At 42.9% G+C, this 12,601-nt stretch carries 11 protein-coding genes; 3 read left to right on the top strand and 8 right to left on the bottom strand.

From position 1 onward, the window contains the following. Positions 1 to 8: 8 nt before the first annotated feature. The 8 genes from hisIE to hisG are packed head-to-tail and all read right to left on the bottom strand — an operon-like array spanning position 9 to position 6,880. Positions 9 to 596 (bottom strand): bifunctional phosphoribosyl-AMP cyclohydrolase/phosphoribosyl-ATP diphosphatase HisIE, encoded by a 588-nt coding sequence (gene hisIE, locus DYH63_RS02680; RefSeq protein WP_116787327.1) that lies wholly within the window; start codon positions 594 to 596, stop codon positions 9 to 11. Next, positions 593 to 1,345, bottom strand: a complete 753-nt coding sequence (gene hisF, locus DYH63_RS02675; RefSeq protein ID WP_116787326.1) for an imidazole glycerol phosphate synthase subunit HisF — start codon at positions 1,343 to 1,345, stop codon at positions 593 to 595. The genes hisIE and hisF overlap by 4 nt, the downstream gene beginning before the upstream one ends. Beyond that, entirely contained in the window at positions 1,339 to 2,052 is a 714-nt protein-coding gene (gene hisA / locus DYH63_RS02670; RefSeq protein WP_116787325.1) for a 1-(5-phosphoribosyl)-5-[(5-phosphoribosylamino)methylideneamino]imidazole-4-carboxamide isomerase, read from the bottom strand. Before hisA ends, hisF begins: the two co-directional genes overlap by 7 nt. Further along, positions 2,049 to 2,627, bottom strand: coding sequence for an imidazole glycerol phosphate synthase subunit HisH (gene hisH, locus DYH63_RS02665; RefSeq protein ID WP_116787324.1), 579 nt, complete (start codon positions 2,625 to 2,627; stop codon positions 2,049 to 2,051). Before hisH ends, hisA begins: the two co-directional genes overlap by 4 nt. Next, entirely contained in the window at positions 2,624 to 3,712 is a 1,089-nt protein-coding gene (gene hisB, locus DYH63_RS02660; protein ID WP_116787323.1) for a bifunctional histidinol-phosphatase/imidazoleglycerol-phosphate dehydratase HisB, read from the bottom strand. The genes hisH and hisB overlap by 4 nt, the downstream gene beginning before the upstream one ends. Further along, positions 3,709 to 4,734: a histidinol-phosphate transaminase gene (gene hisC, locus DYH63_RS02655; RefSeq protein WP_116787322.1), complete on the bottom strand. Its 1,026-nt coding sequence runs from the start codon at positions 4,732 to 4,734 to the stop codon at positions 3,709 to 3,711. Before hisC ends, hisB begins: the two co-directional genes overlap by 4 nt. Then, positions 4,727 to 6,016: a histidinol dehydrogenase gene (gene hisD / locus DYH63_RS02650; RefSeq protein ID WP_116790725.1), complete on the bottom strand. Its 1,290-nt coding sequence runs from the start codon at positions 6,014 to 6,016 to the stop codon at positions 4,727 to 4,729. The genes hisC and hisD overlap by 8 nt, the downstream gene beginning before the upstream one ends. 6 nt (positions 6,017 to 6,022) lie before the next feature. Continuing rightward, the gene (gene hisG / locus DYH63_RS02645) at positions 6,023 to 6,880 is read right to left on the bottom strand and encodes an ATP phosphoribosyltransferase (protein WP_116787321.1); all 858 of its coding nucleotides are present in this window, start codon (positions 6,878 to 6,880) and stop codon (positions 6,023 to 6,025) included. Positions 6,881 to 7,290: 410 nt separating this feature from the next. Here hisG and DYH63_RS02640 point away from each other — a divergent pair, with 410 nt between their 5' ends. The 3 genes from DYH63_RS02640 to DYH63_RS02630 all read left to right on the top strand — a co-directional run bounded on the left by DYH63_RS02640 (position 7,291) and on the right by DYH63_RS02630 (position 12,598). Beyond that, positions 7,291 to 7,851 carry an RNA polymerase sigma factor gene (locus DYH63_RS02640; protein ID WP_116787320.1) on the top strand — a complete coding sequence of 187 codons (561 nt, stop codon included), beginning with the start codon at positions 7,291 to 7,293 and terminating at the stop codon, positions 7,849 to 7,851. 228 nt (positions 7,852 to 8,079) lie between these two features. After that, complete coding sequence (locus tag DYH63_RS02635; RefSeq protein WP_240409055.1) at positions 8,080 to 9,219, top strand: FecR domain-containing protein; 1,140 nt, start codon at positions 8,080 to 8,082, stop codon at positions 9,217 to 9,219. Between the two features lie 124 nt (positions 9,220 to 9,343). Beyond that, on the top strand, positions 9,344 to 12,598 hold the full coding sequence (locus DYH63_RS02630) for a TonB-dependent receptor (protein ID WP_116787318.1): 3,255 nt from the start codon (positions 9,344 to 9,346) through the stop codon (positions 12,596 to 12,598). Positions 12,599 to 12,601: the final 3 nt, after the last annotated feature.

Here is a 12,601-nt window from a genome sequence, read left to right as displayed (position 1 = left end):
GTGAAACATTACTTTTGGCGTGCTGCCAATACCTTTTCAATATCTTCCAGTCCAAAACCTTTAGCCTTTAACAGCATAAGGAAGTGGAAGAGCAAATCTGCAGCTTCATTTTTAAACAAATCATCATTATTATCTTTTGCTTCAATAACCAACTCTACAGCCTCCTCACCCACTTTTTGGGCCACTTTATTGATTCCTCTCTTTAATAATGTACTCACATAAGAGTCAGGATCATCAGCGGTAATCCTGTCGGCAATGGTTTGTTCTAATTTGTACAAAAAGCCCTTTGCATCGGTTTCACCAAAACAGCTTTGCGTACCTGTATGGCACACCGGACCCAGTGGTAGCGCAGAAATAAGCAGCGTATCGTTATCGCAGTCCATTTTAATTTCTTGTACTTTCAGGTAATTACCAGATGTTTCTCCTTTTGTCCAAAGCCTGTTTTTACTGCGGCTAAAGAACGTAACCCGGCCATCGGCTTTAGTTTTTTCTAAAGCCTCTTCGTTCATGTAGCCAAGCATCAGCACCTGTTGCGAAATTGCATCCTGTATTATAGCGGGTAGCAATCCGTTTGTTTTATTAAAATCAGGGTTCATCGTATGGGTATGTTTTGTTGTTTTAAATAATCTTTAAGTTCCTGTATGCCCAGCTCACCATAATGAAAAAGGCTTGCCGCCAAGGCAGCCCCAACGCCGGTATGGGTAAAGACGTCTCTAAAATGCTCTTTGCTGCCTGCGCCACCCGATGCTATTACCGGCAGGCTTGTAACCGCACAAACCTGGTTAAGCAATTCAACTGCAAAACCGCTTTTAGTACCGTCTTTATCCATAGATGTAAGTAGTATTTCTCCCGCGCCCAACTGCTCAGCCTGCTTAGCCCAGTCGGTTACAAGTACGCCCGTAGCTGTGTTGCCGCCGTTAATAAATACCTCCCAGGCGTTGTCTACCTTTTTAGCATCTATAGCAACAACTACCGCCTGGCAGCCCAGATTATTACTAATTTCACTTATCAGTTTCGGGTTCTTAACAGCCGACGAATTAACACTTACCTTATCAGCACCGCTGCGCACCAGGTATTCTGCATCGGCTGCAGTGTTAATACCTCCCCCCACGGTAAAAGGTATATTTATGGTAGCAGCCACCTGGGTTACAAGTGCTGAAAGGGTTTTACGTTTTTCAATAGTCGCGGCAATATCCAGGAACACCAGTTCGTCGGCACCCTCAGCAGCATATCGGGCAGCGAGTGCTACCGGGTCGCCTGCATCGGCAAGTCCCAGAAAGTTGACTCCTTTAACTACGCGCCCATCTTTAATATCAAGGCAGGGTATAATACGTTTCTTTAGCATAGGTCTTTCAGTTGTTTTAAGGTAATGGTACCCTCATAAATAGCTTTGCCAATTATAGCACCTGTACATCCCATAGCTTTAAGGGCAACAATATCGTCAATGGTGGTTACGCCGCCACTGGCAATGAGGTTGACAGCAGCTTTAGCTATGATCTCTTTATATAGTTCAAACGATGGCCCGGCAAGCATACCGTCTTTACTAATATCGGTACACACCACATCAATAATGCCTTTCGCATTATAATCTTTTATAAACTCAATTACATCCCGCTTACTCTCCTCCTGCCATCCGCTAACAGCTATTTTTCGGTCTTTACAATCGGCACCCAGGATAATCTTTTCAGGCCCGTATTTTTCAAGCCATTGCCCTACCTTTTCAGCATTTTTCACCGCAATGCTGCCTACCGTAACCTGCTGCGCGCCACAATCAAATGCTAAGGCAATATCGGCATCCGTTTTAATACCACCGCCAAAATCTACTATCAGGCTTGTTTTGGTTGCAATGGCTTCAAGTACCTTTTGGTTAATAATTCGTCCGCCCTTAGCGCCATCCAGGTCTACAAGATGCAAATATTTTAACCCGGCATCTTCAAATGTTCTGGCTACAGCTAGTGGGTCGCTGTTGTATGTTTTTTGTTGGGCATAGTCGCCTTGTGTAAGGCGCACGCATTGCCCGTTTATAATATCTATGGCTGGGATGATCTTCATAATTGCAAAAAGTTTTTAAGGAATTGTTCTCCTGTTTTTCCTGACTTTTCCGGGTGAAACTGCACTGCATAAAAGTTGTCTTTTTGCAGTGCGGCACTAAACGGCACAATGTATTGGCATACGCCCACTGTAGCATCGCAAAGCCCTGCGTAATAACTGTGTACAAAATACAGGTCGGTATTCAACGCAATACCATTAAACAATATATTATCAAGGTGTTCTACCGTGTTCCACCCCATGTGCGGTACCTTGTCTTCAGGAGGAAATTTAACTACCCCGGTATCAAAAATACCAAGGCCATTCGTGTTCCCCTCCTCAGTATAGTTGCACATCAGCTGCATACCCAGGCAAATACCCAATACCGGCTGCTTAAGGTTTTTAATAAGGCTGTCCAACCCCTTATCTTTAAGGTATGCCATAGCCGGAGCCGCATGACCCACACCCGGAAATATAACCTTATCTGCCCCCTGCAACTGTATCGCATCATCGGTTACTACACAGTTGTAATCCAACCTCCTTACTGCATTTTCTACCGATGCGGTATTGCCTGCATTGTATTTAATAATGGCTATCATAATGTGCCTTTTGTGCTGGGTATTGCATAATTATCGGTTTGTTTTACCGCCATTTTTATGGCTTTGGCAAATGCCTTAAAAATCGACTCTATCTTGTGGTGCTCGTTTGTGCCTTCAGATTTTATATTCAGGTTGCATTTAGCCGTATCGCTAAACGATTTAAAAAAGTGCAGGAACATCTCGGTAGGCATCTCCCCTATTTTTTCACGCTTAAAATCGGCATCCCATACCAACCATGGCCTTCCGCCAAAGTCGATAGCCACCTGAGAAAGGCAGTCGTCCATAGGCAATAAAAAGCCGTAACGCTCTATGCCTTTTTTACTGCCTAATGCTTTTAAGAAAGCCTCGCCCAGTGCCAATGCCGTATCTTCAATAGTATGGTGCTCGTCTACCTCAAGGTCGCCATCAACCTGAATGTCAAGACCAATGCCCCCGTGGCGGGAAAGTTGATCGAGCATGTGGTCAAAAAATGCCAGCCCGGTGCTTATGCTGCTGTTACTGTTATTGTCAAGGTTGACGGTAACAGCAATATTGGTTTCATTCGTTTTTCGAACTACGGTACCGGTACGCGGAATTTGTTTCAGGTAGCTGTAAATTTCTTCCCAACTTTTGGTACATATCGTCGCCCCTTTACAATCATCGCCAATAAATATCGACTGACTGCCCAGGTTCACCGCCAGCTGCACATCGGTAGCACGGTCGCCTATTACAAAGCTGTTGGCAAGATCATAATTACCTTTAAGGTAGTGCGTAAGCAGGCCGGTTCCTGGTTTTCGAGTTGGCAAATTCTCATGTGGAAAGCTGCGGTCAACAATTATTTCAGAAAAGCGGATGCCTTCGTTTTCAAAAGCTTTTACTATTTTGTCCTGGGCAGGCCAAAAGGTATCTTCAGGAAAAGAATCAGTTCCCAACCCGTCCTGGTTGGTTACCATAACGAGCTCATAATCCAGTTCTTTTACTATTTTTCCAAGTCCTGAAAACACACCGGGATAAAACTCCAGTTTTTCCAGACTGTCCAGTTGCAGGTCTGTGGGCGGTTCTATAACCAATGTACCATCGCGGTCTATAAACAATACTTTTTTCATAGGTTCAGGTTTTTTAGGGTGGTTAGCAGTAGTTCATTTTCTTCGGGTGTGCCAATGGTAATGCGAATGCAGTTGGCTATAACGCTGTTGCGGTTGCGCAGTATGATCCCCTTTTCTACAAGGCGGTTATAAATACCGCTAGCATCGGTTACGGCTACCAGTAAAAAGTTAGCGTTAGACGGGTATACATTCGTTACAAATGGCAGGTTTATTAATTCTTGCTGTAAAACAGTCCGTTGTTGCAACAGCAGTTGTTTTTGCTGTTCAAATACTTTTGGCTGACCAAGTGCCGCTATGGCCGCTTCATAGTTGAGCCTGCTTACATTATACGGAGGCTTTACTTTATTAAACAGGCTGATAATATTAGCGTCTGCCAATGCAAGCCCAATCCTGGCTGCCGCCAATCCCCAGGCTTTGCTTAGAGTTTGCAATACCACAAGATTAGGATATTGCGCTATTTTTTGACTGAGCGATTCATTCTCGCTAAAGTCGATATAGGCTTCATCTACCACTACAATACCGTTGAAATTTTGCAGGATGGTTTCAATATTATTAAGGTTATTGCCCGTAGGATTATTGGGTGAGCAGATAAATATGAGCTTCAGGCGTTCATCCTCTAATAAAGGCAACGTCTTTTCGATATCGATCTGGAAATTGTCGTCAAGCGGTACTTCATCTAAAACTACATTATTAATATCTGCCGATACCTTATACATACCGTATGTAGGTGTAAACGTCAAGGCGCGGTCTTTACCCGGTTCGCAAAAAATACGAAAACACAGGTCGATAGCCTCATCGCTGCCATTATCTACAAAGATATTTTGTGTATCAACAGCCTTTATTTCAGACAGCGAGGCCTTTAACTGCTTTTGAAGCGGATCCGGGTAGCGGTTTAGCGTACCAAAAGGGTTCTCATTAGCATCAAGATACACGGCGGCAGTGCCTTTAAACTCATCGCGTGCAGACGAGTACGGCTGTAATACCCGTATGTTGGGGCGCACTATTTTAGATAAATCAAACATTTTTAAGGGTATTTAAGCGGATGGTTACCGCATTTTTGTGTGCATCAAGGCTCTCGGCAGCAGCCATAATTTCTATGGCAGGGCCAATGTTTTGCAGCCCTCGTGGTGTAATTTTCTGGAAAGTAATTTTCTTTACAAAACTATCTAACGATACGCCGCTATAGCTGCGTGCATAACCGTTTGTAGGCAGTGTGTGGTTAGTACCGCTGGCATAATCGCCCGCACTCTCACAACTATAATTACCTATAAAAACAGAGCCGGCGCTAATTACTCTCTCAGCAAGAAAATCTGCATCAGCTGTTGCAATAATTAAGTGTTCAGGAGCGTAGGCATTGCTGAAATCTATACAGGCCTGCGTACCGTTAAGCACTATGGCACGGCTGTTTTGCAATGCTTTCAGGACGATATCCTTACGGGGAAGCTGTGCCACCTGCACTTCAAGCGCCTGGATGGTTTGATTTACCAAAGCCTCATTATCTGAAACCAAAACCACTTGGCTGTCGGCACCATGCTCTGCCTGAGATAGCAAATCGGCTGCCACAAACTCTGGGTTGGCTGTAGCATCTGCAATAACAAGGAGTTCACTTGGCCCCGCGGGCAGGTCAATCGCCACGCCATTTGCAAAAGCCGCTTGTTTGGCAGCGGTTACATACTGGTTTCCGGGGCCAAAAATCTTATCTACTTTAGCAATGCTTTGCGTGCCAAATGCTATAGCCCCAATAGCCTGTATGCCACCTGCCTTATATATTGCCGTAACACCGGATAGCTGCGCCGCATATAGTATAGCAGGATTGATATTCCCTTGTTTATCAGGTGGTGAACACAATACAATCTCTTTACAGCCTGCAAGCGTAGCCGGAACAGCAAGCATTAATACTGTGGAGAACAAGGGCGCTGAACCTCCGGGAATGTAGATACCTACTTTTTCTATAGCACGGCTTTCGCGCCAGCATTGTACACCTGTTATGGTTTCTATAATTTGCTTCTGCTCTGCCTGTGCTTCGTGAAACTTTTCTATATTGGCTTTTGCCAGTTGTATGGCTGCTTTAAGTTCGTCAGGAACCTGAGCAATGGCAGCAGTTGTTTCATCTTTAGAGACTGTAATCGCATCAGGATTCGAACCGTCAAAAAGCTGGGTATACTTTTTTAAGGCAGTATCGCCATTTTGTTTTATCTCTTTAAAAATTTGTTGTACCAGGCCATTAACATCTTCGGTATCAATGGCAGGGCGTTTGCAGAGCGTTTCCCACTGGTTTATATCGGGGTTAATTATCTTTTGTATCATGGCTCAAAGGATCATTTTTTCTACATTGGTAACCAATATGCCTTCTGCGCCAAGGCCTTTTAACTGGTCAATAATATCCCAAAAAGTATCTTCGCGAATAACGGAGTGGATACTACTCCAGCCGGGTTCGGCGAGTGGCAGAACGGTAGGGCTTTTCATTCCGGGGAGTATTGCGCTTATTTTAGCAATAGACTCATTAGGTGCGTTTAAGAGTATATATTTATTTTCTGCGGCATTTTTAACCGATTGTATCCTGAACAACAGCTTATCCAGTATTTGCTGTTTTTCGGCATCAAGGTTCTGGTTGCTTATCAGCACCGCCTGGCTTTTAGTAACTACCTCAACTTCTTTAAGCCCGTTTATCTGTAAGGTACTGCCTGTGCTTACAATATCAAAAATGGCATCGGCAAGGCCTATCGCAGGTGCTATTTCTACGCTCCCGCTAATGGTTTCTATGGCAACATTAAGTTTGTTCTCTGTAAAAAAATTATTCAGTATACGCGGATAACTGGTGGCTACCTTTTTATTGTTGAAGTACTCTAATCCGGTATACAGCGCTTCTTTTGGAATGGCAAGCGAAAGTTTGCAGGAGGCAAAACCCAGCTGTTTTATCACTGTAATGTTCTTGCTTTTTTCCCAAACTTCATTCTCCCCCAGTATGCCGGCATCGGCTACGCCCTCCTCTACATATTGCGGAATATCATCATCACGCAGGAACAATATTTCCACAGGGAAGTTGGGCGACGCGGCCTTTAAACGGCGCTCACCATTAGAAAGCTTAATACCGCATTCGTTTAAAAGCTGTAATGATTTTTCGCTTAAGCGGCCATTTTTTTGTACCGCGATCTTTAATATACTCATGTTTGTTTGCAATATGCCTGAGTAAAAAAGCGGAAAATGGATGAAAGGAAATGATCCCAAACAAAAAACCCGCCTGATTACTCAAACGGGTTTGTGAAATATCTTAGGTTATTGCCATATCATTTCTACCTCGCGTTTGAGCCAGTGCTGAAATGATGATGATGCAATTGATTAATAAACATATTTTGTTTTGTATAAAGGCAAATGTATAAAGAAAACATATACCGCCAACACGGGTCTTTGCAACTTTTGTTAAAATTTGTTAAAAAGAAAGTTAATACACATACCATAAGATACTTGTACAGGTCATTAATATTTTTATACATTTGTAATGTTAGTATTATTTCAGGATTAATTTACCATTATCATAATTTAGCCCAATAAATATTACAGGAAAGACAATAAACGATATGCAGGAGGAAAGTAAACATAATGATGCACTACTTGTGGGCGAACTTAAAGCCCACAATGAAAAAGCATTTCGCAGCCTCTTCGATCGTTACTACCAGGATATTTATGGTTACAGCATCAGCCTCCTTAAATCTAAAGAACTTGCCGAAGAGAATGTACAGGAAGTTTTTATGAAGGTATGGCTACACCGCGAAACACTTGATCCAACAAAATCTTTCCGTGCCTTTTTATTCACTATAGCCCGCAACCAGGCATTCAACATTTTAAATAAAGCCGCAAACGATGTCGTGTTGCGCGAAGAAATTTTTTACAACACGCAGCAGTCGTATGAACATACAGACCATAGGATAAGGGAACAGGATTTTAAAAAACTCCGCAAACAGGCCATTAGCGACCTCCCCCCTAAGCGAAAGGAAATTTTTAAAATGTCGCGCAAAGGCAAAACCTACGAAGAAATAAGCCGTGAACTGGGCATATCTATAAGTACTGTAAAAAACCAGATGAGTAAAGCATTAGAATCGTTACGGATGTTTTTTGAAACCCACGACGAAATCATATAAAGAGAAACCAAACTTTATCTTACTAAAGATCATCCTTCGGGATGATTTTTTTATTTCACAAACCACTGTTTTTCAATGCTAAAAACAAATTCTTAAAAAAATATTAAAAATTTATATCGTTTGAGTAGTACACAAATGCCATTCATCTGTATTATATAAGTACACACATAATACCATACACGCGTGAGCCAGCAAACAGATATAAAGGCCCTACTCCATAAATATGTAATGAACCGCTGCACCCCTGCTGAGGCTGCACAGGTTGTTGCTTTTTACCAGCAAAACAGGCTTACCGATGATTTCCCGACTGTAGACGAAATTAAATTCCTCATAGAACAACAGCCCGAAGCACAAACCCCTGCAGATGCTATGTTTAGCCGTATAATGCAGCAGGCTAAGGATCAGGAAGAAACGGCACACATACCTGAAGAAACCCCGGTGCGCCGCCTGCACTTTAAACGCTATGCAGGTATTGCCGCATCGTTTGCAGTGCTCTTTACTTTAGGCTGGATGTATTTTAATAACAGTGCTGCGACGAGTAAACCTTCTGTTAAGCTTACCGGTACCGAGATAACCCTTACTAATGAAAAAGGCGAAATCCAGATTATTAATGAAAAAGGCGAAGTGTTCATAAAAGATGAAGATGGTAAAGTTGTAGCCAGCCAGCAAAACAATACCATTGCCTACGATAATAATGCCGATATAGAAAAACTTGTTTACAACACCCTGAACATTCCGTATGGTAAGCGTTTTCAGTTGCACCTGTCAGATGGTACAGTGGTACATCTTAATGCCGGTACTACATTAAAATATCCCGTTAAGTTTATAGCCGGGCAGGATCGTACGGTATATCTTGATGGTGAAGCTTTTTTTGACGTGGCTAAAGACAAGGCGCATCCATTTATTGTAAATGCAGATAAGCTAAACGTTCGGGTACTGGGTACACATTTTAATGTGAGCAGTTATCCTGAAGACAGCCATGCCGATGTGGTACTGGTAGAGGGTTCTGTAGGAATGTATACAGATGGGCAAACATTTGATGCCTCAAAAAACATAGTGCTTGAGCCCGGATACAAAGGCAGCTTTAGCAAGGCCGAGAGTAGTATACAAACAAAAGAAGTTTCTACTGCCATTTACACCGCATGGATAAAGGGGGAATTGGTCTTTAGGAACATGACGTTTAAAAACATTTGCAAAAAACTGGAAAGGCATTATAACATTGTGATAGAAAACCACAACACCAGCCTGGAAGGCCAGCGATTTAATGCCAGCTTTAAAGATGAAACCATAGCTAATGTACTGAGCTACTTTAAAGAGCTACATAATTTTAATTACACGATCAATAAAAACAAAGTAATAATTAAATAAACAGCCTATTGAAACAGGAATTACCAAACCCTCTTAAATAAAAAAAATCGGAAAATGCTGCGAACAAATTCCGATTGACTGATGATTGCAACTAATAAGGATTAACACAATCTATTACAAACGTATGAAAAAAAACCCAAACAGCATTGGGGCTGAACTCCCTATGTTTAAAATTGACCTCAAATTGAAACTTACTACCCTGTTTTTTTTGGTCGCAATGTTTACAGTAAAGGCAGGTACCTATGCCCAGGGCAAGGTGAGCCTCGACCTGAACAACTCTTCTGTAGAAAAGGTTATTGAGACCATTGAGCAAAAAACTGACTTCCGTTTTATCTACAATATTAGCGACATAGACCTGGGACGCACCATTTCTATAAAAGTTAAGGATAAAGAAATAGCCGCCGTGCTCGAAAAAATATTTAAAGGCACCAGTATCGATTTTAAGGTACGCGGTACACAAATTATTCTCAAAAAGCCCTTGGGTAAAATAAATGTTGGGTATTACATGGAGCCCATAAAAGGTAAGGTTACCGATGAGAACGGCCTGCCCTTACCCGGTGCCAATGTTATGGAAGAAGGCACCCGCAATGTAGTTACTACCGATATGGACGGTAACTTCGAAATTAATGTGGCCAGTACTGATGCCGTTATCGTTATTAGCTATGTAAGCTATATGGATAAAAAGATAAAAGCCGGCCAGGTGCCTCAGGTAATTGCCCTTACCCCAAACGTGTCCGAACTTAATGAAGTGGTGGTTATTGGCTATGGCACTGCAAAGCGCAGAGACATAACCGGTGCGGTATCTTCTATCGCAGCAAAAGACATGAACCAGGGTGCAATAACAAACCCATTACAACTAATAGGTGGTAAACTTGCCGGTGTAAACATTAACCAGACCGGTAGTGAACCCGGCAGTGCACCAAGTGTAAGGATACGTGGCGTGTCTTCGCTTATAGGTGGCAGCGACCCGCTTATAGTAGTAGACGGTATACAGGGTAATATGGACCTGCTAAACCAGATAGCACCAAGCGACATAGAAAGCATAGACGTACTCAAAGACGCATCGGCAACAGCCATATACGGTAGCCGTGGTGCACCAGGGGTTATTATTGTTACCACAAAAAGAAGTAAGGCAGGCACTACTACGGTAGAATTTAATGCCACAACATCTTTTGACATGATACCTAAAAAACTGGATATGCTGGATGCTAACGAGTGGTGGAAGGTAGCACAGGAAACCGGCGTACCGGCATCGGCTAACCATGGCGCTAATACCGACTGGTTTGACATACTTACCCGCACGGGCGCTACGCAAAACTATAACCTGTCTTTTGGCGGCGGTACAGATACCTTTAACTATCGTGCATCATTAACGGCCATATTACAAAATGGTGTGGTAATAAAGAACGATAACCAAAAATACATTGGCCGCATCAATGTAAACCAAAAAGCACTTGATGGTAAATTAAGGATGGCTTTTAACCTTACCAGCGGTATTAATGAAGGTAACATGATGGTACAGAGCATAGGCCGGGCATCATTTAGCTCTAACCTTATAAGCAACGCCTATGGCATGCGCCCTACCGATCCTATTTTTAATACCGATGGTTCATATTATACAGATCCTAACGTATTTCAGTACCTTAACCCCTATGCGGTAACCCAAACCGTTGTAGACCAGACAGAGCTTAATAACCTCTTCGGGAGCTTTAAGGCAGACCTTGACATTGTAGACGGACTTACAGCCGGATGGTTTGGCAGCTGGAGAAAAACTGATTATAGCGAGGGGTATTTCCAGCCGGTATCCTCTACCAGTGCTTATGCCATTGACCAGAAAGGTTTTGCCAACGTACGAAATAACAAGACCAATGAGAAGCTTATGAACATGAGCCTTACTTATGCTAAGGTTTTTGGAGCACACAGCCTTAATGTACTGGGCTTATACGAATGGCAAAACCAAACGTATATGGGTATGTTTGCCCAGGCACGTGGCTTTATAAACGATTCCCAGACCTTTAACGCGCTACAGCTGGGTGATGTAAGTAAAGTACTTCCGGGCGATATCTCATCATATAAAAACGACCGTACCCTGGTATCATTCCTTGGGCGTGCAAATTATACCTTTAAAGACCGCTACCTGTTTACTGCCAGTTTAAGGCGCGATGGCTCATCAGTATTTGGGGCTAATAATAAGTGGGGTAACTTTCCGTCGGCATCTGTAGGATGGCAAATAGACCAGGAGCCATTCATGGCAAACCAAAAACTTTTTAACGAATTAAAACTACGCGGCGGCTACGGTGTTACGGGTAACCAGCAGGGCCTTGGGCCACAGGGTTCGCTTTCGTTAGTACAGTCCAGCGGTACCACTTATTTTGGTGGCGCCACAATACCTAACTACGAAATAAGGCAAAATGCCAATGCCGACCTTAAGTGGGAAACCAAAAAACAAACCAACATAGGTGTAGACTTTGCTTTACTTGACAACAGGCTTCGCGGTACGGTAGATGTGTACAGGGCCGTGACAGATAATCTTTTGTTTAACTATACAGTACCACAACCACCATTCCCATATTCTACCATTATGGCAAACGTGGGCAGTCTTGAAAATAAAGGCCTTGAGGTATCTTTAGGTTACGACCTTATCAGGAAAGAAGATCTGACACTTACCATTGCAGGTAACGCCTCATTTTTGCAAAACAAGGTACTTAGCCTTAGCGGAAGCATTAATGGTGTACCCCTTAATACAAATAATGTATCGTGGGGCTCTAATGCTTACCTGATAGAAGGCCAGCCTATAGGTGTATTTAATATACTGCACCACACCGGTAAAGATGCCCAAAATGCAGAAACGGTACTCGATGTAAATGGAGATGGTAACATAGACCAGGGCAATACCAGTGCAGACAGGAGGCTTAGCGGGCAGACACTGCCTAAATATACGTTTGGCTTTAACCCACGCATACAGTACAAAAACCTTGACTTCTCTATGCTTTGGAGAGGATCTGGCGGTAACAAAATTTACAACAGCATAAGGTCTGTACTCAGCTATACCGAAAACATCGGTAGGTCTAACATCCTGCAAAGCGCTGTACCGCTTGGGCTGTATACTTCGCAATATGGCTCTGACCTTTGGCTGGAAGATGCCTCATTCATAAGGCTTGACAATGCTACACTGGGCTACAGCTTTAACTTTAAAGATGTAAAATACCTGGAGTCGTTAAGGTTATCGCTTACGGGCAATAACCTGGTATTGATAACCAAGTACACCGGCCTTGACCCCGAAATGAACTTTAGCGGTGGCAGTACCGGCGGTGGAGACAATGGTATTTACCCACGTACAAGGAGCATTGCCTTTGGCCTGAATGTAAAATTTAAATAAGCT

The organism is Flavobacterium psychrotrophum (assembly GCF_003403075.1).
Taxonomy (GTDB): domain Bacteria; phylum Bacteroidota; class Bacteroidia; order Flavobacteriales; family Flavobacteriaceae; genus Flavobacterium; species Flavobacterium psychrotrophum.
Note: the sequence above shows the minus strand (reverse complement) of the source record. Positions and strands in the feature narration are given on the sequence as shown.